Annotated in this window: 16 protein-coding genes; 11 read left to right on the forward strand and 5 right to left on the reverse strand. The window is 70.7% G+C overall.

Features of this window, described 5'->3' with window-relative positions:
• Position 1: 1 nt before the first annotated feature.
• From glgB to AW271_RS35210, 4 genes are read right to left on the reverse strand one after another with little or no spacing between them, the layout of a single operon-like run.
• Positions 2–2,146: a 1,4-alpha-glucan branching protein GlgB gene (gene glgB, locus AW271_RS35195; protein ID WP_062342152.1), complete on the reverse strand. Its 2,145-nt coding sequence runs from the start codon at positions 2,144–2,146 to the stop codon at positions 2–4.
• A gap of 12 nt (positions 2,147–2,158) precedes the next feature.
• Complete coding sequence (locus AW271_RS35200) at positions 2,159–3,508, reverse strand: maltokinase N-terminal cap-like domain-containing protein (RefSeq protein ID WP_062342154.1); 1,350 nt, start codon at positions 3,506–3,508, stop codon at positions 2,159–2,161.
• A 3-nt stretch (positions 3,509–3,511) separates the two neighbouring features.
• Positions 3,512–5,245, reverse strand: coding sequence for a maltose alpha-D-glucosyltransferase (gene treS, locus AW271_RS35205; RefSeq protein ID WP_062342156.1), 1,734 nt, complete (start codon positions 5,243–5,245; stop codon positions 3,512–3,514).
• A gap of 33 nt (positions 5,246–5,278) precedes the next feature.
• Positions 5,279–7,363 (reverse strand): alpha-1,4-glucan--maltose-1-phosphate maltosyltransferase, encoded by a 2,085-nt coding sequence (locus AW271_RS35210; RefSeq protein WP_062342159.1) that lies wholly within the window; start codon positions 7,361–7,363, stop codon positions 5,279–5,281.
• 349 nt (positions 7,364–7,712) lie between these two features.
• On the opposite strand from AW271_RS35210, the gene glgP reads away from it, so the two are divergent.
• The 11 genes from glgP (at position 7,713) to AW271_RS35265 (ending at position 22,575) form a co-directional block, all read left to right on the forward strand.
• Positions 7,713–10,310 carry an alpha-glucan family phosphorylase gene (gene glgP, locus AW271_RS35215; protein WP_062342161.1) on the forward strand — a complete coding sequence of 866 codons (2,598 nt, stop codon included), beginning with the start codon at positions 7,713–7,715 and terminating at the stop codon, positions 10,308–10,310.
• 110 nt (positions 10,311–10,420) lie between these two features.
• Positions 10,421–10,621, forward strand: a complete 201-nt coding sequence (locus AW271_RS35220; RefSeq protein WP_034386164.1) for a hypothetical protein — start codon at positions 10,421–10,423, stop codon at positions 10,619–10,621.
• The gene (locus AW271_RS35225) at positions 10,621–11,463 is read left to right on the forward strand and encodes a M55 family metallopeptidase (protein WP_062342163.1); all 843 of its coding nucleotides are present in this window, start codon (positions 10,621–10,623) and stop codon (positions 11,461–11,463) included. The genes AW271_RS35220 and AW271_RS35225 overlap by 1 nt, the downstream gene beginning before the upstream one ends.
• On the forward strand, positions 11,460–12,956 hold the full coding sequence (locus AW271_RS35230; protein ID WP_062342166.1) for a flavin monoamine oxidase family protein: 1,497 nt from the start codon (positions 11,460–11,462) through the stop codon (positions 12,954–12,956). Before AW271_RS35225 ends, AW271_RS35230 begins: the two co-directional genes overlap by 4 nt.
• The gene (locus AW271_RS35235) at positions 12,956–13,468 is read left to right on the forward strand and encodes a YbaK/EbsC family protein (protein WP_062342167.1); all 513 of its coding nucleotides are present in this window, start codon (positions 12,956–12,958) and stop codon (positions 13,466–13,468) included. The genes AW271_RS35230 and AW271_RS35235 overlap by 1 nt, the downstream gene beginning before the upstream one ends.
• Before the next feature lie 106 nt (positions 13,469–13,574).
• The gene (locus AW271_RS41755) at positions 13,575–15,926 is read left to right on the forward strand and encodes a serine/threonine-protein kinase (protein WP_218008256.1); all 2,352 of its coding nucleotides are present in this window, start codon (positions 13,575–13,577) and stop codon (positions 15,924–15,926) included.
• Positions 15,927–17,906 (forward strand): serine/threonine-protein kinase, encoded by a 1,980-nt coding sequence (locus tag AW271_RS35245; RefSeq protein ID WP_062342171.1) that lies wholly within the window; start codon positions 15,927–15,929, stop codon positions 17,904–17,906.
• 53 nt (positions 17,907–17,959) lie between these two features.
• A complete protein-coding gene (locus AW271_RS35250; protein ID WP_062342173.1) occupies positions 17,960–19,192 on the forward strand; it encodes a serine/threonine-protein kinase in 1,233 nt (410 codons plus the stop codon).
• A 155-nt stretch (positions 19,193–19,347) separates the two neighbouring features.
• A complete protein-coding gene (locus AW271_RS35255) occupies positions 19,348–20,130 on the forward strand; it encodes an electron transfer flavoprotein subunit beta/FixA family protein (RefSeq protein WP_062342175.1) in 783 nt (260 codons plus the stop codon).
• Between the two features lie 12 nt (positions 20,131–20,142).
• On the forward strand, positions 20,143–21,090 hold the full coding sequence (locus tag AW271_RS35260; RefSeq protein ID WP_062342177.1) for an electron transfer flavoprotein subunit alpha/FixB family protein: 948 nt from the start codon (positions 20,143–20,145) through the stop codon (positions 21,088–21,090).
• A gap of 339 nt (positions 21,091–21,429) precedes the next feature.
• Positions 21,430–22,575 (forward strand): cysteine desulfurase family protein, encoded by a 1,146-nt coding sequence (locus AW271_RS35265; protein WP_083977692.1) that lies wholly within the window; start codon positions 21,430–21,432, stop codon positions 22,573–22,575.
• A 166-nt stretch (positions 22,576–22,741) separates the two neighbouring features.
• On the opposite strand, the gene AW271_RS35270 is transcribed toward AW271_RS35265, so the two are convergent.
• Positions 22,742–23,749 carry a DUF695 domain-containing protein gene (locus AW271_RS35270; RefSeq protein ID WP_062342181.1) on the reverse strand — a complete coding sequence of 336 codons (1,008 nt, stop codon included), beginning with the start codon at positions 23,747–23,749 and terminating at the stop codon, positions 22,742–22,744.
• Positions 23,750–23,767: the final 18 nt, after the last annotated feature.

The following is a 23,767-nucleotide window of genomic DNA, read 5'->3' on the forward strand; positions in this document are numbered from 1 at the left end:
GTCAAGCTTCCTTGCGCAACCAGATGGTCCCGAGCGGCGGCACCCGCAGCCTGACCGAGTAGGGCAGCCCGTGGTGCTCGGCCTCGGTCGCCACCACCCCGCCCAGGTTGCCGACGCCGCTGCCGGCGTACTCGTAGGCGTCGGTGTTGAGCACCTCGGTCCAGGTGCCGCCCTCGGGCAGGCCCAGCCGGTAGTCCTCATGGGGGCCGCCGGAGAAGTTCGTCACGCAGGCCAGCGCCGAGCCGTCGGTGCCGTAACGCACGAACGAGAAGACGTTCCCCGAGAAGTCGTCGGCGTCGATCCAGCGGAACCCGTCGGCGGTGTCGTCCTGGGTGTAGAGCGCCGGGGTGTCCTTGTAGACGCCGTTCAGGTCGCGGACCAGCTTCTGCACGCCCTGGTGGAAGTCGAAGTCGAGCACCCACCAGTCGAGGCCCTTCGACTCCGACCACTCGCCGCCCTGGCCGAACTCCCCGCCCATGAACAGCAACTGCTTGCCCGGGTGGGCCCACATGAAGGCGTAGAGGGCGCGCAGGTTGGCGAAGCGCTGCCACTCGTCGCCGGGCATCTTGCCCAGCAGCGAGCCCTTCAGGTGGACGACCTCGTCGTGCGACAGCGGCAGCACGAAGTTCTCGGAGTAGGCGTACATCAGCGAGAACGTCAGCTGGTGGTGGTGGTACTGGCGGAAGACCGGCTCGTGGGCGAGGTAGGCCAGGGTGTCGTGCATCCAGCCCATGTTCCACTTGAAGCCGAAGCCCAGCCCGCCCAGGTGGACCGGCCGCGAGACGCCGGGCCAGGCCGTCGACTCCTCGGCGATCGTGACGATGCCGGGGGCCTCGCGGTAGGCGACGGCGTTCATCTCCTTGAGGAACTCGATCGCGTCGAGGTTCTCGCGTCCGCCGAACTGGTTGGGCGTCCACTCGCCGTCGCGGCGGGAGTAGTCGAGGTAGAGCATCGAGGCCACGGCGTCGACCCGCAGGCCGTCGATGTGGAACTCGCGCAGCCAGTAGACCGCGTTGGCCACCAGGAAGTTCCGCACCTCGCGGCGGCCGAAGTCGAACACGTAGGTGCCCCAGTCGGGGTGCTCGCCCCGGTGGGGGTCGGCGTGCTCGTACAGGGGAGTGCCGTCGAAGCGCGCCAGGGCCCACTCGTCCATCGGGAAGTGGGCGGGCACCCAGTCGACGATGACCCCGATGCCGGCCCGGTGCAGCGCGTCGACCAGGGCGCGGAACTCGTCGGGCGAGCCGAACCGGGAGGTCGGCGCGTAGTAGGAGGTGACCTGGTAACCCCACGACCCGCCGAACGGGTGCTCGGCGACCGGCATGAACTCGACGTGCGTGAAGCCCATCTCGGTCACGTACGCGGTCAGCTGGTCGGCCAGTTCGAGATAGGTCAACCCCGGCCGCCAGGAGCCCAGGTGCACCTCGTAGGTCGACATCGGCTCCTTGAGCGCGTCGCGGGTCGCGCGGGCCGCCATCCACTCCTCGTCGTTCCAGGAGTAGGCGGACTCGTCGACGACCGAGGCGGTCAGCGGCGGCACCTCGGTGCGCCGCGCCATCGGGTCGGCCTTGCCCCGCCACACCCCGTCGACGCCGAGGATCTCGAACTTGTAGCGGGTGCCGGCCCCCACGCCAGGGATGAACAGCTCCCACACCCCGGCCGAGCCCAGCGACCGCATCGGGTGGCCGCCGCCGTTCCAGTGGTTGAAGTCGCCGATCACCCGGACGCCGAGCGCGTTGGGCGCCCACACCGCGAACGCGGTGCCCGGTTCGTCCTCGTGGGTCAGCACCCGCGCGCCGAGCACCTCCCACAGGCGTTCGTGGCGGCCCTCGCCGATCAGGTGCAGGTCGACCTCGCCGAGCGTCGGCCAGTGACGGTAGGGGTCGCCGGCCTCGATCGCGTCGCCGCCCTCGTACTTCACCCGCAGCCGGTAGGCGGGGATCTTGTCCAGGCCCGGCAGGAGGACTTCGAAGACGCCGAACTCGACGTGCGCCAGGGCGTGGGCCTCCCCGTCGACCAGCGCCTCGACCGTCTCGGCGAACGGCCGCAGCACCCGGATGACCACGCCCTCGCCCGTCAGATGGGCGCCCAGGATCGAATGGGGGTCGTGGTGGGCGCCGCCGGCGAGACGGTCCAAGTCGTTCCTCATCTATGCCAACTCTCAGTGTTTCGTGGTGAACGCCGCCAGGGGGATCGGCAGCCAGGACGGCCGGTTGCGCGCCTCGTAGACCACCTCGTAGACGGCCTTGGCGAGCTCCAGCGCGCGCATCATCACGACGTCGGCGGGGCGCAGGTCGCCGCCCGACTTCGTGTACCCGGACAGGAAGGCGGCCCGGTTGCGCACCGCCCACTCCTCGGCCCGGTCTTCCAGCGTCTCGGCGTCGGGGTGGTCGGCCAGCAGGTGGCGGGCGGCGTACTCGAAGGAGCGCAACATGCCCGCGACGTCGCGCAGCGGCGAGTGGAGCGCGCGGCGCTCGGCCAGCGGCTGCCCCGGTTCACCCTCGAAGTCGAGCACGATCCAGTCGTCGTAGGTCCGCATGACCTGGCCGAGGTGGTAGTCGCCGTGCACCCGCTGCACCAGCACCGGCTCGTCGATCGAGGCCAGCAGGTCGTACGCCTCCCGCGCCACGTCGGCGTGGTCGGCCAGCGCCGGGACCTCCGCGACCGCCCGCTCCAGCTGGGCGAGGTACAACTCGGCCATCGAGTGGATCTCGTCGGGGTCGAGGGCGTCGTAGCCGAACGCCTCGCGCATCTCGCGGTGGACCTCGGCGGTGGCGACGCCGAGCCGCTCGGCCTCGGCGGCGAAGTCGCCCCCGGCGTCGCCCGCGGACACCTCGCGCGGGGTGGCGTAGAGATCGCGCACGCTGGTCAGCGCCATCGCCCAGCCCTCGCTGGCGCCCCCGAGGAACGCCTGCATGATCGCCAGGGTGGTGGGCTCGCCGTCGATCACGCCCTCGACCCAGCCGAAGGGCCGCGCCACGTGGTGGGAGCCCTCGTCGGCCAGCGCCCGGACGATCTCGAGTTCGGGGTTCATCCCCGGGATGACCACGCGGAACATCTTCAGGATGTACTGGTCGCCGAAGACGATCGAGGTGTTCGACTGCTCGGCGGTCATCACCAGGCTGCGCTGGGAGGTGTCGATCTCGGCCCCCGGCACCCGGTGGAAGCTCAGCGGGCCCACGGTCGCGTCGCCGGCGACGCCGTGGAGCAGGCGGCCCATGAGTTCGGCGTCGTGGGCGGCGTCGTACACGTCGCGCTCGCGGCCGTCCCACTCGCAGCGGCCGATGTAGACGTGCCGCAACCTGCTGCTCAGCGCGTCGCGCAGGCCCAGCAGGAGCTGGTATCGGGTCGTGCGGTCACCCTGGACCACCTTGACGATCAGATGGGCCAGGGCGGGGTCGCCGTCCACGAGCGGGACGGTGGACTCGATCGACAGATCGTCGATCGGCCGCCCCTTACCGGCGAACCATCGTTGATCGGCGATCCATCCGGTAAGGAGCTCGGCAAGCACTTTCTATTCCTCCCGGGACGACGGCGGGATGGTGAACCAATAGAACCCATGCCCCGGGAGCGTCAAAAGATACGGAAGTTCGCCAATCGGGGGGAACGGGACGTTACCCGTCGCCTCGATGGGTGAAACCCCCTCGAACCGGCGCAGATCCAGCTCCACCGGCTGCGGGAACCGCGACAGGTTGTTGACGCAGAGCACCCGGTCGTCGCCCAGTTCCCGCACGAACGCCAGCACGCTGGGGTTGGAGGAGTTGAGCTCGGTGAAGTCGCCCAGCCCGAAGACCGGGTGGCGCTTGCGGATCTCGATCATCCGCTTGGTGAAGTGGAGCAGCGAACCGGAGTGCTTCTGCTGCGCCTCGACGTTGATCGCCTGGTAGCCGTAGATCGGGTCCATGATCACCGGCAGGTAGAGGCGGCCCGGGTCGCAGTCGGAGAACCCGGCGTTGCGGTCGGGCGTCCACTGCATCGGGGTGCGCACGCCGTCGCGGTCGCCCAGCCAGATGTTGTCGCCCATGCCGATCTCGTCGCCGTAGTAGAGCACCGGGGAGCCCGGCAGCGACATGAGCAGCGCGGTGAACAGCTCGATCTGGTTGCGGTCGTTGTCGAGCAGCGGCGCGAGCCGCCGGCGGATGCCGACGTTGGCCCGCATGCGCGGGTCCTTGGCGTACTCGGAGTACATGTAGTCGCGCTCTTCGTCGGTGACCATCTCGAGCGTGAGCTCGTCGTGGTTGCGCAGGAAGATGCCCCACTGGCAGTTCTCCGGGATCTTCGGCGTCTGGGCCAGGATCTCGGAGATCGGGTAGCGCGACTCGCGGCGCACCGCCATGAAGATGCGCGGCATCAGCGGGAAGTGGAACGCCATGTGGCACTCGTCGCCGCCGGTGACCGGGTCGCCGAAGTACTCCACCACGTCGCTCGGCCACTGGTTGGCCTCGGCCAGCAGCACCCGGTCGGGGTAGAGCCGGTCGATCTCGGCCCGGACCCGCTTCAGGTAGGCGTGGGTCTGCGGCAGGTTCTCGCAGTTGGTGCCGTCGACCTCGAACAGGTAGGGGATGGCGTCCATGCGGAAGCCGTCGATGCCCAGGTCGAGCCAGAAGCGCAGGACCTCCAGCATCGCCTCCTGCACGGCCGGGTTCTCGTAGTTCAGGTCGGGCTGGTGGTGGAAGAACCGGTGCCAGTAGTACTGCTGGCGGACCGGGTCGTAGGTCCAGTTGGACGTCTCGGTGTCGATGAAGATGATCCGGGCGTCCTTGTAGAGCTCGTCGTCGTCGTTCCAGACGTAGAAGTCGCCGAACGGGCCCGTCGGGTCGTGCCGGCTGGCCTGGAACCACGGGTGCTGGTCGCTGGTGTGGTTCATGACCAGGTCGGCGATGACCCGGATGCCGCGCTTGTGCGCCTCGTCGACCAGCTTGATGAAGTCGCCCAGGTCGCCGAAGTCGGGCAGGATCTTCATGAAGTCGGCGATGTCGTAGCCGCCGTCACGCAGCGGCGACTCGTAGAGCGGCAGCAGCCAGAGGCAGTCGACGCCGAGCCACTCGAGGTAGTCGAGCTTGTCGATGAGCCCCCGGATGTCGCCGGTGCCGTCGCCGTTGGAGTCGGCGAACCCGCGGATGAGCACCTCGTAGAAGACGGCGCGCTTGTACCAGAACGCGTCGCGCGGCTTCTCGTGCGTGAAGGTGTTCGGAATCGGCGCATTGTGCTGATTCTGCGGATTCGGCTGAGGTGTCGTAACGCTCACCTGTGGACTCCCCGGTTGTGCAGGCTGCGGTTGTTATGGGCGGTGCGCTGACCCGTGACGCAGCGTGAAGATGTGTGCAGGATTGACATGCGGATCGAGGCGCACGTAGTTGGCCTGCCGCCAGCGGTACGACTCGCCCGACAGCTCGTCGTCGACGACGAACTCGGCATGCCAGTCGAGACCCAGGGCCGGCATGTCCAAGAAGACGGTGCCCTCGTGGGTGTTATGCGGATCAAGATTGACGACCGTCAGCACGACGTCGCCTATGGCGTGCCTTCGTGTGGCCGTGTCGTAGGCGCCCGGCAGCCGCTTTGAGAAGCAGATCACGGCCGGCTGGTCGACGCTGTGAAACCGTAGATTACGCAATTCCTGCAGGGCCGGGTGGGCTCTTCTGAACAAATTCAGCTGCGTGATGAACGGCGCCAGGCTGCGGCCCTCACGTTCGGCCGCCTGCCAGTCACGGGGCCGGTATTGGTACTTCTCGCTGTCGAGGTACTCCTCGCTGCCGGGGCGTACCGGGACGTTCTCGCCCAGTTCGTAGCCGGCGTACACGCCCCAGGTCGGCGACATCATCGCCGCCAGCACCGCCCGGATCTTGAACGCGGGCAGCCCGCCCTGCTGCAGGTACTCGTGGAGGATGTCGGGCGTGTTGACGAACAGGTTCGGCCGCATGAAGTGGGCTGTCTCGCGCGAGAGCTCGGTCAGGTACTCCTCGAGCTCCGGCTTGCTGTTGCGCCACGTGTAGTAGGTGTACGACTGGTGGAAGCCCACCCGCCCGAGCGTCCGCATCATGGCCGGCCGGGTGAAGGCCTCGGCCAGGAACAGCACGTCGGGGTCGGTGGCCCGGACGTCGCGCAGCAGCCGCTCCCAGAACGACACCGGCTTGGTGTGCGGGTTGTCGACCCGGAAGATCCGCACCCCGTGGTCCATCCAGTAGCGCAGCACCTCGCGCACCTTCTGGTAGATCCCCTCGGGGTCCTTGTCGAAGTTCAGCGGATAGATGTCCTGGTACTTCTTCGGCGGGTTCTCGGCGTAGGCGATCGTCCCGTCGGCCCTGATGTTGAACCACTCGGGGTGCTCCTTCACCCACGGGTGGTCGGGCGAGCACTGGAGCGCGAAGTCGAGCGCGACCTCCATGCCCAGCTCACGGGTCCGGCGGACGAAGGAGTCGAAGTCGTCGATCGTGCCCAGGTCGGGGTGGATCGCGTCGTGCCCGCCCTCTTCCGCGCCGATCGCCCACGGGCTGCCGGGGTCGTAGGGCTCGGGCGTGAGGGTGTTGTTCGGTCCCTTCCGGTACGCCACCCCGATCGGGTGGATCGGCGGCAGGTAGACCACGTCGAAGCCCATCTGGGCGACGGCGGGGAGACGCTTCTCGGCCGTCTTGAACGTGCCCGACTTGGGGGCGACGCCCTCTTCGACGATGGCGCCCTCGGAGCGCGGGAAGAACTCGTACCAGGAACCGAACAGGGCCCGCCTGCGGTCGACCATGACCTTGTACCTGACGGTCCGGGTGACCAGCTCGCGCAGCGGGTGGGCGGCGATCAGGGCCTGCGTCTCGGGCAGCTGGGCGGCGGCGAAGCGGGCCCGCGGGTCGACGTCGTCGTCGCGGAGCCGGGCCGCCATCGCCTGGAGCGCCGCCTTGTGACCGCAGACCGGGTCTTTGGACCTCGCCTTCGACGTGGTCGTCCTACGCGGCTTGACCGGGACGTCGGGGCAGTCGGCGGCGCGGACCGCCTTGGCGGCGCGCTCGAACAACCGCGCGCCCTCCTCGCACATCAGATCGGAGTCGAGCCCCCGCGGGATCTTGATCCCGGCGTCGTGGAGCCAGGTCGCGATCGGGTCGCTCCAGGCCTCGACGCGGTAGGACCACAATCCCTCCGCGGGCAGGGTGACCTCGACGCCCCACCGGTCGGTGCCGGGCGCGAGCTCCCGCATGGGTCTCAGCCGGCCCGGCACGCCGTCGGGGTCGAAGAGCACGACCCCGGCGGCCACCGCGTCGTGTCCCTCGCGGAACACGATGGCGGTGATCTCGAAGGATTCCCCGGCGGCGGCCTTCGCGGGTCGCTTCCCGCAGTCGACGACGGGATGGATGTCCTGGATTGGGATTCTTCCGATCATCGTTTCTCAACGTAGCGACGGCACGCCCGGTACCGCCGGAGTCCACGGGGCAATTGTCGATCTTTGCTCTGTCTTGAGGCAGCACGAAACACAGCCCGCTGACCGGACCACTCGCTCGTACTGGAGTTGCCCTAATGCTCCCCCTTTACCCGCCAGAATGAAAGTCAGTCCGCCGGGTCAAACCCGCGTGTCATCCACGGGTCTCCGGAGGTTCGTGCGACGTACACGTACTCACCGTCACCTCGGCCGATCGGTGAGGTTTGAGCAGGTATGCCAATGGTGAGTTCGCACTGTGTGGCGCGAAGTTCCGGCCACATCCACCCCCTCCGATCGCCTAGGGTCTGGCCACGTGAGAGCTATACGCAGGTTCACCGTCCGTACCGTCCTTCCGGCCGAGCTCGCGCCGCTTGGCGAGCTGGTCCAGAATCTCCGCTGGTCATGGCACCCGGAGACGATGGACCTGTTCGCCGAGGTCGACCCCGAGGTCTGGGAGCGGGTCGAGCACGACCCCGTGGCCCTCCTCGGCGCCGTCTCGGCCGAGAGGCTCCGCGCCCTGGCCCAGGACCGGCGTTTCCTGCGCCGCCTGGCCGACGCCGCCGACGATCTCCGCGAGTACATGACGGCGCCGCGCTGGTACCAGACGCTGCAGGACGCGCCCGCCGCCGTCGGCTACTTCTCTCCCGAATACGGCATCGCCGCCGCCCTTCCCCAGTACTCGGGCGGCCTCGGCATCCTGGCCGGCGACCACCTGAAGGCCGCCTCCGACCTCGGCGTGCCGATCCTGGGCGTCGGCCTGCTCTACCGCCACGGCTACTTCACCCAGTCGTTGTCTCCCGAGGGCTGGCAGCAGGAGCACTACCCCTCTCTCGACCCCGGCGGCCTCCCGCTCACCCTCCTGAAGGAGGACGACGGCAGCCCCGCCCGCATCCGGATCAGCCTCCCGGGCGGCACCGGCCTGCACGCCCAGATCTGGGTCGCCCAGGTCGGCCGCATCCCGCTGCTGCTGCTCGACTCCGACGTGGCCGACAACGACACCACCGCCCGCGACGTCACCGACCGCCTCTACGGCGGCGGCGGCGACCACCGCCTGCTCCAGGAGCTCCTCCTGGGCATCGGCGGCGTGCGCGCCATCCGCGCCTACTGCCGCGTCACCGGCCACCCCGAGCCGCAGGTCTTCCACACCAACGAGGGCCACGCCGGCTTCCTCGGCCTGGAGCGCATCCGCGAGCTCACCGAGGCCCGCCTGTCGTTCGACGAGGCCCTGGAGGCGGTCCGCGCCGGCACCGTCTTCACCACCCACACCCCGGTCCCGGCCGGCATCGACCGTTTCCCGGCCGACGTGATCGCCCGCCAGTTCGGCGGCGACAACGCCTGGCCGACCGTGCCGGTCGACCGCGTGCTCGCCCTCGGCGCCGAGCCCGACACCGGCGACGGCGAGAAGGCCGTCTTCAACATGGCCGTCATGGGCATGCGCCTGGCCCAGCGGGTCAACGGCGTGTCGGTCCTGCACGGCGAGGTCAGCCGGGGCATGTTCCAGGGCCTGTGGCCGGGCTTCGACCTGTCGGAGATCCCGATCGGCTCGATCACCAACGGCGTGCACGCCCCCACGTGGGTGGGCCGCGAGGTCATGGAGCTGGCCGGCAAGGAGCTGCCGACCATCGTCGAGCGCGCCCAGGGCTGGGAGGGCGTGCAGAAGCTCTCCGACGCCGACCTGTGGACCATCCGCGGGCAACTGCGCGCCAACCTGGTCAACGACGCCCGCAAGCGGCTGCGGAGGTCGTGGCGGCAGCGCGGCGCCTCCGACGCCGAGCTGACCTGGACCGACGAGGCCCTGTCGCCCGACGTGCTGACCATCGGCTTCGCCCGCCGGGTGCCCTCCTACAAGCGGCTCACGCTGATGCTGCGCGACCCCGAGCGGCTGCGCGCGCTGCTGCTCGACCCGGTCAAGCCGGTCCAGATCGTGATCGCCGGCAAGGCCCACCCGGCCGACGAGGGCGGCAAGAAGCTCATCCAGCAGATCATCAAGTTCGCCGACATGGAGGACGTGCGCCACCGCATCGTCTTCCTGCCCGACTACGACATGACCGTCGGCCAGTTGCTCGTCCAGGGTTGCGACGTCTGGATGAACAACCCGCTGCGCCCGCTGGAGGCGTGCGGCACCTCCGGCATGAAGGCCGCGCTCAACGGCGGCCTGAACCTGTCGATCCGCGACGGCTGGTGGGACGAGTGGTTCGACGGCAACAACGGCTGGGCCATCCCGACCGCCGACGGCGTCTCCGACCCCGACCGGCGTGACGAACTGGAGGCCTCGGCCCTCTACGACCTGATCGAGCGCGAGGTCGCCGACCGGTTCTACGACCGGGCCGCCGACGGCCTGCCGCGCCGCTGGCTGGAGATGGTCAAGCACACCCTCAGCTCGCTCGGCCCGAAGGTGCTGGCCGGGCGCATGCTGCGCGACTACGTCGTCGAGCTCTACAGCCCGGCGGCCGGGGCGGCGAAGGCCCTCTCGGGCGACGGCTACGCCCAGGCCAAGGCGTTCGCGGCCTGGAAGTTGCGGGTCTCGCAGGCCTGGCCCGCCGTCCGGGTCGAGCACGTCGAGACGGCCGGCATCGGCGACACCCCGGAACTGGGGGCCGCCATGGAGGTCAACGCCACGATCGCGCTGGGCGAACTGTCGCCCGACGACGTCGAGGTGCAGGCCGCCTACGGCCGGGTCGGCCAGCACGACGAGCTGATCGAGCCCAACCACGTGAAGCTGACCGTCGGATCGCTCGACGACGACGGCCACGCCATCTTCACCGGGGTGATCCCGCTCGACCGGACCGGCGCGTTCGGCTACTCGGTCAGGGTGGTGCCCTTCCACCCGCTGATGGCCTCGCCCGCCGAACTCGGCCTGATCGCGGTGCCCGAGGAGCCGGCCGGCATGACCAACGGCACGCTCCGCTGAGCAAGATCTACCTCGGGCCCGGTTCCCCCTGGCGGGGGAACCGGGCCCGTGCGGTTATTGTGACCATTGGGTGCGGAACGTTCCTCGCATCCCGGCTAGGGTTGCCGCTCATGCGGTCCGTCCTCCGCCTCATGCTTCGCGTGCTCGCCCCGCCCCGGCTGCGCCGGGCCGTCCGCGTCCGGGTCGACGCCCGGTACGTCACCCGGGCCGACCACGCGCAGGACATGAAGGAGGCGCTCTGGGAGATCCAGATGCTCCGCCGGGAAGTGGTGGCGCTGCGCCGTGAGGTCGATCGATTGCGGAGCTACTGATGCGGGTTTACCTGTCCGTCGACATGGAGGGCGTCACCGGGCTCACCGACCCCGAGGAGATGCACCACGGCGGCCGGGGCTACGAGCGCGGGTGTGAGTTCATGACCGGCGACGCCAACGCCGTCATCCGGGGCGCGTTCGCGGCCGGGGCGACGCAGGTGCTGGTCAACGACGCCCACGGCTCGACCAGGAACCTCCGCATCGACCAGCTCGACTCCCGCGCCACCCTGATCCGCGGCCCCGGCAAGCCCCACCGCATGGGCCAGGGCCTCACCGAGGGCTTCGACGCCGCGATCTTCGCGGGCTACCACGCGCGGGCCGGGGTCTCCCACGGCGTGCTCAATCACACGTGGATGGGCAAGGAGATCCAGAACGTCTGGCTGAACGGCGAGATCTGCGGCGAGACCCGGCTGGTGGCCGCGTACGCCGGGTTCGTCGGGGTGCCGGTCGTGCTGGTCACCGGCGACGTCGCGGTCTGCGAGGAGGCGCGCGAGGTGCTCGGCGACGTCGAGACGGTCGCCGTCAAGCAGGGCATCGACATGTTCGCCGCCGAACTGCTGCCGATCGCGGTGGCGCAGCGGAAGATCGAGGAGTCGACCTTCACCGCGCTGAACCGGCTGCCCGACTTCCGGCCCTATGTCATCGAGCCGCCGTACACGCTCGAAGTGGAGTGGAACAGCACCGCCATCGCCTCGGCCTGCGCGATCATCCCGGGAACCCGGCGCAAATCGGCAAGGAACACCGAGTTCACAACGCCCGACTACCGGGAGATCATGGCACTCTTCGGGCTGTACGCCATGATCGCCGGCCAGGTCGCGTGCGGAAGCGGTGTATATGGGTGACAGGTGAGTTAAGCCGCAGGGCTCTCCTCCACGGGCTCGGCGTCGCCGGGGGAGCCGGCGCCATGCTGGCCGCGATGGGCGCGCTCGGGCTGGTCCCGTCGAGCCAGGCCCGCGCCTACACCGCCCCCCAGCCGGGCGACTTCACCCTGACCGGCCGCTCGCCCAAACGCGTCGTGATCCTCGGCGCCGGCGTCGCCGGTCTCGCCGTCGCCTACGAACTGCTCAAGGCCGGGTACGACGTCACGATCCTGGAAGCCGCGAAGAAGGTCGGCGGCCGGAACCTGACGATCCGCGGCGGCGACGAGCTCGCCGAGATCGGCGGCGTCACCCAGCGGGCCGCCTTCCGCGAGGGCACCTACTTCAACGCCGGCCCGGCCCGCATCGCGCAGTGGATGATCACCATGGACTACTGCCGCGAGCTCGGCGTGCCCCTGGAGATCTTCGTCAACTCCAACGCCGACGCCTACGTCCACACCTCGGGAAAGTCGATCCGGCTGCGCACCGCCCGCGCCGACACCCAGGGCCACCTGTCGGAACTGCTGGCCAAGGTCGCCAACCAGGGCGCGCTCGACGCCGACCTGACCGCGGCCGACAAGACCAACCTGCTCGACCTGCTGCGCGAGTTCGGCCAGCTCGGCGAGCAGCTCACCTACGAGGGCGGCGAGCGCCGCGCGGCCCCCGGCCCGATCCCGTCGGTCGGCGAGGTGCTGGGCTACCGCATCCCCTACGCGCTGACCTGGGACCTCGCCCACGACCAGGCCATGCCCATGTTCCAGCCGGTCGGCGGCATGGACCGCATCGTCGACGCCCTGGTCGCCAACGTCGGCCGCCACCGCATCAGAACCGGCACCCCGGCCACGAAGATCACCGACACCGGCCGCGAGGTCGTCGTCGAACACCGCAACGGCGCGGTCCGGGCCGACTACTGCGTCGCCACCCTGCCCCCGCACATCCTGGCCCGCATCCCGAGCTCGCTCCCACAGGAGCTCGTCTTCCAGCTGGGCGGGGGCCTCCTCCTGGCCGGCGGCAAGATCGGCCTGGAGTACGGCCGCCGCTGGTGGGAGCTCGACGAGAACATCTACGGCGGCACCAGCGAGACCGACCTCGACATCGGCCGCATCTGGTACCCCTCCCACGGCTTCCACGAACGCCGGGGCCTGCTGGTCGGCTACTACACCGTGGCTGACCAGGCCGCCGTCTACGACGTCCTGTCGCCGGCCGCCCGCCTCGACCGCGCGCTGCGCGCCGGCGAGCAGGTCCACGGGCCCGGTTACCGCAAGGACCTGCTGTCGGCCGTCTCGATGTCGTGGGCGAACCGGCCGCACGTCGAGGGCATGATGAACGTCGGCCTCCAGGGCGTGCCGCCGGCCCACGGGCGCGTCTACCTGGCGGGCGACTGGCTGACCGGCCTGGTGGCCTGGCAGGCTGGGGCCTTCGAGTCCGCACGCAAGGCAGTGCTCTCGATCCACGAGAGGGCGCTGAAGGAGAACTGATGCTCGACTGGGTGCCCGCCGCCGACCGCCTCGATCTGCTGGCCGAACCGGTGGCGAAGGCCGTGCCCGACCTGAAGATCGACCTGCGGGCGACCGCCATCGACCCCGGCCTGGCCGACACCGCCGCCTTCTGCGAGCAGTACGGCGTCGCCCCCGAAGACTCGGCCAACTGCGTCGTCGTGGCGGCCAAGCGCGGCGGCGAGACCCGCTACGCGGCCGTCATGGTGCTGGCCACGCACCGGGCCGACATCAACGGGATCGTCCGCCGTCACCTGGACGCCCGCAAGATTTCATTCGCGCCCATGGACGACGCCGTCTCGCTGACCGGGATGGAATACGGCGGAATCACCCCGATCGGGCTGCCCGAGGGCTGGCCGGTGCTCGTTGACGAAAACGTGACCCGGCGCGACTTCGTCGTCGTCGGCAGCGGCCTTCGCCGGTCCAAGCTGGCGCTTTCCGGTAGTGATCTCGTCACCGCCACGCAGGGCGAGGTGCTGTTGCTCACTTTGTGACCGTAGGGTGGGAAACCGTTGGACCAATCCTGCCGTTGTACAGGGCAGGAATGTGGCCTGATGGTTCACTCATGGGCGGTGTTTTAGTCGGTATGGTGCTTAAGGCATGAATCAGGACGACCGACTTGGCCCCTACCGGCTGCTCAGGCGGCTCGGTGAAGGCGGCATGGGCGTGGTCCACCTGGCCCTCGACCCTCACGGCAGGCAGGTGGCCGTCAAGGTGCTGCGCCCGGAGGTCGCGGGCGACGACACCGCGCGCCGCCGGCTCTCCCGCGAGGTCGAGACGATGCGGCGGGTCCGCAACCCCTACATCGCCGAGGTCGTCGACGCCGACGTGACGGGCCAGCGGCCCTACATCGTCACGCGCTACGTCCCCGGCAAACCCCTCGACGACCTGATCAAGACCGACGGCCCGATGTCGGTCGAAGGTCTGCTCAAGATCGCCTACGGCGTGGCCGACGCGTTGTCGGCCGTCCACGCGGCCGGGGTCATCCACCGCGACCTGAAGCCGGGCAACGTGCTCATGCTCGACGGCGACCCGGTGCTGATCGACTTCGGCATCGCGCAGGCGGTCGACGCGACCCGGCTGACCCAGACCGGCATGTTCATCGGCACCCCCGGCTACCTGGCCCCCGAGATCATCGAAGGTCACGAGGCCGGGCCCGAGGTCGACGTGCACGCCTGGGCCGGCACCCTGCTCTACGCCGCGACCGGCCTGCCGCCGTTCGGCAAGGGCACGCTGGAGATGATCTTCTTCAACATCACGTCGGGCAAGGCCAACGTCGACGCCGCCCCGCCGGTGATCCAGGCCGTGCTGCGCGCGGCGTTCCAGCGCGACCCCTCGCGCCGCCCCCGGGCGGTCGAGCTGCGCGAGCAGGTGGCCCGGCTGATGCCGCAGGCGCGGCGCCCTCGGGTGCCCGACGAGGTCACCACGGTCCCCAACATCGACGACCACGGCCAGCCGATCGCCGTCTTCGGCGTCGACGGCCCGCCGCCCACGCCGCGGCCCCCGTCGAACGACCAGGTCAACCAGCCGGTGGCCGGCCAGAAGGCCAACCCGCTGATCACCCCGGTCGTGCGCCGCCAGCCGACCCAGGAGGAGTACGTCTCCCTCCTGAACGACACCCCCTACGCGGGCCACCAGCCCCCGGCCGAGCCGATCCCGACGAGCGACGTCCGCCCGACCCAGGGCCACCCGAACCGCCCGAACCAGGGCTACCCGGGCCAGACGGGCCCCGGTGCCGGAAGGCCTTCACCGGCTCATCCGGGCACCGGCGCAGCCGGCTATCCGGGGCAGACCGGCCAGAGCGCCGCCCATCAGCACGGGACCGGTCCTTCCGGCCTCGCCGGCCACCCGAACACCGGGCCGAACCCCGGTCAGAACCCCGGTGCGAATCCCGGCCTCGCCGAGCCCACCGCGCCGCGGCAGGCCGTCAACCCGTCCGGTCCCGGGCACGTGCCCGGCCGGGGCGGTGGCGACCCGTTCCCCACGGTCCGGGTCACCGGCGACGACCTGCGCCGGGCCGGGCTGTCCGGCGAGGGCGACGTCCCCACGCGGATGCCCGGTCAGCAGAGCGGCTGGAACGACGGCGACATGCCGACCCGCCGGGCCGGTCAGGGCGGCTGGGAGCAACCACGCGACGGCGACCTGCCCACGCGCCGGGTCCGGCCCGAGGAACTGCGCCAGTCGCAGCAGAACCCGCAGCAGGCGCTCTTCGAGCAGCCCGCGGAGCTCTACGAGCGCACCCCGCAGGTCCACCAGCCCAAGCCGGCGCCGTTCCTGGAGACGCTGCGCGTCCCGCCGCCCCCGCCGCTGCACAACCCGAGCGCGCGTCCGGGCGCCATGTTGCAGCGCTCCCGCGCCTACGGCGTGGCGAGCGTGCTCATGCAGGTGGCGCTGCTCGGCGGCGCGGCGATCGCGCCGACGCTGGCCGCGCTGCTGATCATCCCGAGCGTCATCCTCTTCCGGGCCGCCGACATCGCCCAGCCGCAGCTCAACGGCCAGCGGCAGGTCAGCGCGGCGGCCGGCGATGTGTTCCGGGTGCTCAACGAGCCCGCCGCGCTGGCCAGGTCGGCCGGGGCGACGCTGGGCCTCATCTTCTACGGCCTCATCCTCGGCATCCCCGTCACGCTGCTGCTGACGGTGCTCACGAACATGGACATCCCCGCCACTCTCGGCTGGGGCGTCGCGGTCGCCCTCTGGACGGTCTGCGCCGGCCCCGCCGTCGAGGCCCCCACCCGCCAGGTACGCCGTACGCTGGCATCGCTGTTCCCCACCAGGGGTATGGCGATCGGGGTCGCGGCCATCGTGGGGGTGGTGGCGGTGGTCCTCGCAGGAGTCGCGCTGTTGTCGCTCAGTTCCGACATTCATACGGCAGGTTTGATCTGGGGTTTCGACCTGCCGGAGCTGACACAACGGCTGGAACAACTGCGGAAATCAGGACTAGGGGGGTCATAGGTGGCCGCAACGGAAGCACCGGAGCGGATCGGTCCATACCGATTGCTCCGGCGACTTGGCGAGGGCGGGATGGGCGTCGTCCATCTGGGGCTCGACTCCGACGATCGCCAAGTCGCCGTGAAGGTCCTCCACCCACACGTCGCATCCGACCTGAAGGCGCGCGACCGTCTCACCCGCGAGGTCGAGACGATGCGCCGGGTGCGCAGCAGCCGCGTCGCCGCGGTGCTCGACGCCGACCTGACCGGCGCCACGCCCTACATCGTCACCCGCTTCGCGCCGGGCCGGACCCTTGAGCAGCGGGTGCTCGAAGACGGCCCGCTCAAGGGCGACGAACTGACCAAGCTGGCCCGCGGGTTGTGCGAGGCGCTGGTGGCCATCCACCAGGCCGACGTCATCCACCGCGACCTCAAGCCGGCCAACGTGATGCTCGTCGACGACGGATCCGGCACGTTCGAACCGCTGGTCATCGACTTCGGCATCGCCCACCTGGTGAACGCCACCCGGCTCACCCAGACGGGCATGTTCGTCGGCACGCCCGGCTATCTGGCGCCCGAGATCATCCGTGACAGCGAGATCACCCAGGCGGCCGACGTCCACGCGCTGGCCGCGACCGTGTTCTTCGCCGCGACGGGCAAGCCGCCGTTCGGCCAGGGCACCTTCGAGGCGGTCTGTTACAACATCCTGGAGGGCAAGGCCCAGGTCGACGCCGCGCCCGCGTTCCTGCGCGGCTGGTTGCGGCTGGCCCTGGCGACCGACTCCACCGCCCGTCCGACGGCCGGGTCGCTGCTGAAGCTCTCGCGCGCCCTCGACCCGTCGGTGACGGTGTTCAAGGAGGGCGGCACCGCCGTCCAGAAGAACCAGCCGCCCGACGGCACCCGGGTGCTCTCCGACGGCACCCGCGTGCTGGCCGACGGCACCCGGATCCTCAACGACGGGACGCGGGTGCTCACCGACGGCACGCGCGTCCTCAACGACGGCACCCGGGTGCTGAGCGACGGCACCCGCGTGCTCGACGACGCCGTGCCCCGGGCGCGGCGCGACGAGACCTTCTCCGACCTGCTGCCGCCGGTCAACTACGTCGCGCCCGAGCGCGAGCCGCGGCCGCAGAAGGAGTCGCGGCGGCGCGGGGCCGGCCAGCCGCCTCCCTACGTCCCGGCGAACGTGCCGCCCTACCAGCCGCCGCCGCAGTTCGCGCCGCCGCAGTACACCGACCAGCGGGTGGCCGGCTTCCCGGCGCCCCAGCAGCAGCGACCGGCCCCGCCGCAGGCACGGCCCTACGCCCCGCCGCCGGCGCAGCCGGAGCAGGACCGGCCGCGCTACAAGACCAGCCACCCCGTCATGGCGGGGCTGATGCTGGCGACCCTGGTCGGCGCGGCGTGCCTGCTGCCGGTGATGGTGAGCCTGTTCGCGATCGTGCTGGTGTTGTGCCTGCGGGTCGGCAACTCGCTCGTCGGCGACCTGAGCGAGCGCCGCTCGATCCGGGGCACCAGCAACTCCGACCCGATGCGGGCCGTGCTCGGCACCCCCTGGGCGCTCGTCAAGGCGGTGCTGGCCACCCTCGTCCACGTGCCGCTGGGCATCCTGTTCGGCATCTGCGTGTGGGGGGCCTGCCGCTACCTGGGCGGGCTGACGACCGACGGCGCGGCGGCCTACGCGGCGGCGGCGTTCGTGGGCGGGTTGTTCCTGCTGCCGGGCGGGCGCAAGCCGCGCCAGGCGGTGCAGCGGGCCCTGGCGGGCGCGATCCGCAGCCCCGGCGCCGGCATGGTGGTCACCCTGGTGTTCGGCACGCTGGCGTTCTTCATCGTGATGACCGCGTTGTCGGCCGAAGCCGTCTGGACGCCCTGGCGGCCCCCGTCGGCGGTGATCGACGACCTGGTCGCCAGTCTCGGCAAGGGACAGGACACGGCGGTCAACCTGATCACCGGCCTGTTCGAAGACCTGATGAGCCAGATCGGATTGGGTTTCCTCGTCGGAAAGTGAGCCAGAGCCCGCGACGGGGCACGATGACTCGTGAATCCTGAAGGGAGCAGCCGGTGGAGTCGAGCGTCTCAAACGCCGGTCCCTATCGGCTGCTGTCACCCCTTGGCAAGGGTGGGTTCGGTGAGGTGCATCTGGCGCTCGACGCCGAGGGCCGCACCGTCGCGGTCAAGGTGCTGCACCCCCACATAGTGGCCGACGGCTCGGCCATCACCCGGTTGTCGCGTGAGGTCGAGACGATGTTGCGGGTGCGCGGGCCGCACATCGCCGAGGTGCTCGACGTGTCGCTCGACGGCGACCGGCCCTACATCGTCACCCGCTACGTGCCCGGCCGGGCCCTGTCGACGATCGTCGCCGAGGGCCCGGTCGAAGACGGCGCCGACCTGCTGCGGCTGGCGCGCGGCCTGGCCGAGGCGCTGGCGGCGATCCACGACGCGGGGGTCGTCCACCGCGACCTGAAGCCGGCCAACGTGATGCTGGCCGACGGCGAGCCCTATCTCATCGACTTCGGCATCGCCTCCGCGCTCGACCTGGTCTCGGTGACCGACACCGGCGCGGTCGTCGGCACCCCCGGCTACCTGGCCCCCGAGGTCCTCGAAGGGCGCGAGGCCGGGCCGCCCGCCGACGTGTTCGCGTTCGCCACGACCCTCGCCTTCGCCGCCACCGGCCGTCCGATCTATGGCCAGGGTCCCGCGCCGGCGGTCGCCTACCGGATCGTCCACCACGACCCCGATCTGACGGGGGTGCCGTCGTGGCTGGTCCCGATCCTGCGCGACGCCCTGGCCACCGATCCGGCGGCCCGCCCGACGGCCGGTCAGCTGCTCGCCCGCCTGGGCGCCCAGCGCCCGGTCACGCCGGTCAGCCCGGTCACCCCGGCGCCGGCGAGCGCCCACCGCGAGGAGGAGACCGTCGAGCTGAAGGCGGCGGCCGCGCCGCCGCCCGACACCCGCTCGCCGGCCGAGATCGCCTTCGCCCGCCGCCGCGACGTGGTGCGGCGCCGCTGGGTGATCGGCACCTGCGCGGTCGTCGGCCTGCTCGCCGCGACCGGCCGCGAGCACCTGCCCGAGGCCTCTCTCCTTCTCCTCGTCGTGTACGGTCTGGCGCTCCTCATCGACGCCATGTTCGGCCTGGCGGCCAAGGCGAAGGGCCGCGTGGTCCTCGACCTGTCGGCCATCGCGGGCTCGATCGTGCTCTGGTGGGTGCTGAGCACCTTCTTCAGCACGTTTATTCTGCTGCTGGCCGTCGGCGCGGTGCTCTTCGCGCTCGGCGTGCTCGTCCTCGCGAGCTGACCACCCCCCGCCCTCACGCTTCCAGAACATAGTTCGGTATGGTGAGGGCAAGTGCACCGTACGCGGGGTTTGTGAGTAAGCTACCCGTGGGTAACAAATAGCCAGTCGTCCGCTGCGGCGTCAGCCGTCTGAGTACGGGAGGTCGGCCACCGGCCATGAACATCGTCGTCTGCGTGAAGCAGGTTCCCGACACCGCGACCGAGCGCAAGCTGCGGTCCGATGACAACACGATCGACCGCAGCGCCAACGGGGTCATCAACGAGCTCTGCGAATACGCGGTCGAAGACGCTCTCAAGCTGAAAGAGGCCTACGGCGGCGAGGTGACGGTCCTCACCATGGGGCCCGACCAGGCCACCGACGCCATCCGCAAGGCCCTCGCGATGGGCGCCGACAAGGCCGTCCACCTGTCCGACGAGGCGCTGCACGGCTCCGACGCCCTCTCGACCTCCTACGCGCTGTCCCAGGCGCTCAAGAAGATCGGGTTCGACGTCGTCATCCTCGGCTCCGAGTCGACCGACGCCCGCACCGGCATGCTCGCCGCGATGCTCGCCGAGCGCCTCGGCGTGCCGCAGCTGACGCTGGCCAGCAAGATCGAGGTCTCCGGCTCGGCGATCAGCATCCACCGGCAGACCGACTACGGCTACGACAAGGTCGAGGCCACGCTGCCCGCCGTCGTGTCGGTCGTCGAGAAGCCCGACCCCTTCAAGCCGCGCTACCCGTCGTTCAAGGGCATCATGGCGGCCAAGAAGAAGCCGATCGAGAAGATCGGCATCGCCGACGCCGAGATCGACCCCGCCCAGATCGGCCTCGCCGCCGCCTGGAGCGTGGTCGCCGACTTCACCCCCGCGCCCCCGCGCGGCAAGGGCGTCGTGGTCAACGACGAGGGCGACGGCGGCACCAAGGCGGCCGAGTTCCTCGTGTCGAAGAAGTTCATCTAGGGAGGGTTGGCAATGGCAGAGATCCTGGTGCTCGTCGAACAGGTCGACGGCGAGATCAAGAAGGTCACCCTCGAACTGCTCACCCTGGCCCGCTCGCTCGGCGAGCCGTCGGCCGTGTGGGCCGGTCCCGGCTACACCGACGTCGCCAAGGCGCGCCTGTCGGAGTACGGCGCGGAGAAGATCTACGTCGCCGACTCGGCCGACATCGCCGACCACCTGGTGGCCCCCAAGGCCGAACTGCTCGCCTCGCTGGTCGGCAGCCGGTCCCCGGCGGCGGTCCTGATCGCCTCGACCACCGAGGGCAAGGAGGTCGCGGGCCGCCTGGCCATCAAGACCGACAGCGGCGTCATCACCGACGCGGTCGGCGTGGCCGAGGGCTTCGTCGCCGAGCAGCCCGTGTTCGGCGGCGGCGTGATCGTGCACAGCAAGGTCGCCAAGGGCACCCCGATCATCGCCCTGCGGCCCAACTCGACCCAGCCGGTGGCCACCGCCGGCGCGGGCACGGAGGAGAAGGTCGACGTCGCGCTCTCCGACGCCGCCCGCGGGGCGCGGGTGGTCGAGCGGGTGAAGGAGAAGACCAGCTCCCGTCCCGAGCTGACCGAGGCCGCGATCGTGGTCTCCGGCGGACGCGGCGTGGGCGCCGACTTCTCGATCATCGAGCAGCTGGCCGACTCGCTCGGCGCGGCCGTCGGCGCGTCCCGCGCGGTGACCGACTCCGGGTGGTACCCGCACGAGTTCCAGGTCGGGCAGACCGGCAAGACCGTGGCGCCGCAGCTCTACATCGCGGCGGGCATCTCCGGGGCTATCCAGCACCGGGCCGGCATGCAGACCGCCAAGACGATCGTCGTGATCAACAAGGACGGGCAGGCCCCGATCTGGGAGATCGCCGACTTCGGCGTGGTGGGCGACCTGCACAAGGTGCTGCCGCAGCTGATCGACGAGATCACCAAGCGGAAGTAGTCCGCGTTCCTGAGGGCGCCGGGGCTTCGGTCTCGGCGCCCTTCTTCGTGTCGCGGGGGGCGTCGCACTCGGGTGTGGTCGCCATGGGGCGTTGCGGCGGGGAGCGGGCGCGGCCGGGTGGCGTGGGGTGCGGCGCCCGAGGCTCGGCGGCGGGGGGCGCCGGCCAGGCGGAGCCGTAACGGAGCGCAGTCTTTCGGCCTTTCCACCACGTGAACGAGGGGTTTCCAAGGGCTGTCCGGCGGGCAGACCGATTCAGGTCGCCCTTACGGCCCGGGCCGTAGTGGGCGACCACCAATTCCCCGCGGTGGAGTCGGAGTTCACTGCGGATACGCTTGTTTGGTGCGAACTGCCTACCTGGATCACGCCGCGACCACGCCGATGGTTCCCGAGGCGGTCGCCGCGATGGTGGCGGAGCTCTCCCGGGTCGGAAACGCCTCTTCACTCCACGCCGCGGGGCGGCGCACCCGGCGCATCGTCGAGGAGTCGCGCGAGACCATCGCCTGCGCGCTCGGGGCCCGGCCCAGTGAGGTCGTGTTCACGGCCGGGGGGACCGAAGCCGACAATCTCGCGATCAAGGGGCTGTTCTGGGCGCGGCGGCGGCCCCGGGTGCTGCTCAGCTCGATCGAACACCACGCCGCGCTCGATCCGGCCCACTGGCTGGCCGACCACCAGGCGGCGCGGGTCGAACTGCTGCCCGTCGACGCCCAGGGGCGGGTGCGGCCCGAGACGCTGAAGGCGGCGATCGGCGACGACGTCGCGCTGGTCAGCGTGATGTGGGCCAACAACGAGGTCGGCACCGTCCAGCCGATCCACGAGCTGGCGGCCATCGCCCACGAGGCCGGGGTGCCCTTCCACACCGACGCCGTGCAGGCGGTCGCCCAGCTCGACGTCGACTTCGCCGCCTCCGGCGTCGACGCGATGACCATCTCCGGGCACAAGGTCGGCGGCCCGATGGGGGTCGGGGCGCTGCTGCTGGCGCGCGGCGTCGACCCGGTGCCGGTCCTGCACGGCGGCGGCCAGGAGCGCGACGTGCGCTCGGGCACCCTCGACGCGCCCGCCATCGCGGGCTTCGCCACGGCGGTCCACCTGGCCGTGGAACGCCGGGCCGCGCTGGCCGCCCGGCTGACCGAGCTGCGCGACCTGCTGATCGCCAAGGTCCGGGCCGCCGTGCCCGACGTGGTCGTCAACGGCGACCTCGACCAGCGGCTGCCGGGCAACGCCCACTTCACCTTCCCGGGGTGCGAGGGCGACGCGCTGCTGATGCTGCTCGACGCCAAGGGCGTCGAGTGCTCGACCGGCTCGGCCTGCTCGGCCGGGGTCGCGCAGCCGTCTCACGTGCTGCTCGCGATGGGCCAGGACGGCGCACGGGCACGCGGCTCGTTGCGGTTCTCGCTGGGTCACACCTCGACGGTCGAAGACGTCGAATGGGTCGGCGAGGTCATCGGCGGCGTCGTGGAGCGGGCCCGCCGAGCCGGCCTCTCCTGACGTTCGGAAAACCAGGTCTGCTCATGCTTTTCTGGCCAGGTCAACTTGTGCTGTGCCTGAGCGCGCCGGTGTCTGGACTGAGGAGCGCAGGAGAGCGAAGCGAACCGGAGCGACGAGGGAAGACACCGGATCAAAAGCGCTCAGGCCCGCGCGTGCGGAGCACGCGCTAGGTAAGAAAGTGAGCCACGGCGGACCATTCCGGGTCCATCGTGACGACGATCGCGGGGCGGCCCTCTTTCCAGACCAGGTCTCTGACCGCGCGTTCGGTGGTGCCCGTCGGGTCGGCGTAGACGTGGAAGGTGCGCACGCCCTCGGAGCTCACGTGGGCGGCGACGACCGCAGGGCCCAGGGCCGCGGTGAGGGTCTGGTGGAAGGCGTTGAGGGCGTCGAGGGAGTCGCCGGCCGGGAGGCCGTCGCCGTCTGACTTGCGGTAGGGCAGGGTGACGGCGATGTGCTGGTCGTAGAGGGGGTAGTCGACCGGGCGCAGCGGGAACCTGGCGGTCGCGGTGAGCTTCTTGCCGCGGGCCGTGGTGCCTTCGAGCAGGGCCCACTGTTCGTCCTGGAAGCCCTCGGCGACGTCGGCGACCACGGCCGGGAGGTGGATCGCGGGGAGGGCGTCGATCGGCTCGATCTGGGCGGCGGTGACGTCGCCGACCCAGCGGGCGACCTCGTCTTCGCCGAGGAGGCGGTCGAGGGCCAGCATGGCGGTGTCCATGCGGGTGTCGTCGTCGATGTCCTCGAAGATCGGGTGATAGGCCGAGATGTCGACCCTCGGGCTGCCCGGGGGCACCCGCAGGGCCACCACGAACCGGGCCATGTCGAACTCGTGGGGGCCGGCCGGGAACCGCACGTCGGCCGGGATCGAGGCGGCCTGCCGCGACGGATGGAACTCCCACATCGCGTCAGGTTCGGGGGCCGCCTGGGCCCAGCGGTGGGCCACGGAGCGCAGTTCCGGGTTGGCGGCCGAGCTGACCGTCAGGGAGAACAGGCTGCCCCGTCCGTTGCCGACCTCCCAGACCAGGCCGGGGTCGATCGCCGCCACGGCGGGGGCCATCAGTTCCGCCTTGTCGTCGGCGGCCTCCACCCGGGGGCGGGTCTCGGCCCACCACGTCCAGAACTCGGAGATCGCCACCGCCGGGTCAACCGGCTCGCTCTTGCGCCCGAACAACCGCATGGCGTGCAATCCAACCAG

The sequence above is a fragment of the Herbidospora sakaeratensis genome (assembly GCF_001570525.1).
GTDB classification, from domain to species: Bacteria; Actinomycetota; Actinomycetes; order Streptosporangiales; family Streptosporangiaceae; genus Herbidospora; species Herbidospora sakaeratensis.

What these genes read in the sequence shown, in the direction of transcription:
- AW271_RS35210 (WP_062342159.1), bottom strand. Translation starts at nt 7,363, where the DNA reads ATGATCGGAAGAATCCCAATCCAGGACATCCATCCCGTCGTCGACTGC.
- AW271_RS35270 (WP_062342181.1), bottom strand. Translation starts at nt 23,749, where the DNA reads ATGCGGTTGTTCGGGCGCAAGAGCGAGCCGGTTGACCCGGCGGTGGCG.
- glgB (WP_062342152.1), bottom strand. Translation starts at nt 2,146, where the DNA reads ATGAGGAACGACTTGGACCGTCTCGCCGGCGGCGCCCACCACGACCCC.
- AW271_RS35260 (WP_062342177.1), top strand. Translation starts at nt 20,143, where the DNA reads ATGGCAGAGATCCTGGTGCTCGTCGAACAGGTCGACGGCGAGATCAAG.
- AW271_RS35220 (WP_034386164.1), top strand. Translation starts at nt 10,421, where the DNA reads ATGCGGTCCGTCCTCCGCCTCATGCTTCGCGTGCTCGCCCCGCCCCGG.
- AW271_RS35225 (WP_062342163.1), top strand. Translation starts at nt 10,621, where the DNA reads ATGCGGGTTTACCTGTCCGTCGACATGGAGGGCGTCACCGGGCTCACC.
- AW271_RS35235 (WP_062342167.1), top strand. Translation starts at nt 12,956, where the DNA reads ATGCTCGACTGGGTGCCCGCCGCCGACCGCCTCGATCTGCTGGCCGAA.
- AW271_RS41755 (WP_218008256.1), top strand. Translation starts at nt 13,575, where the DNA reads ATGAATCAGGACGACCGACTTGGCCCCTACCGGCTGCTCAGGCGGCTC.
- AW271_RS35255 (WP_062342175.1), top strand. Translation starts at nt 19,348, where the DNA reads ATGAACATCGTCGTCTGCGTGAAGCAGGTTCCCGACACCGCGACCGAG.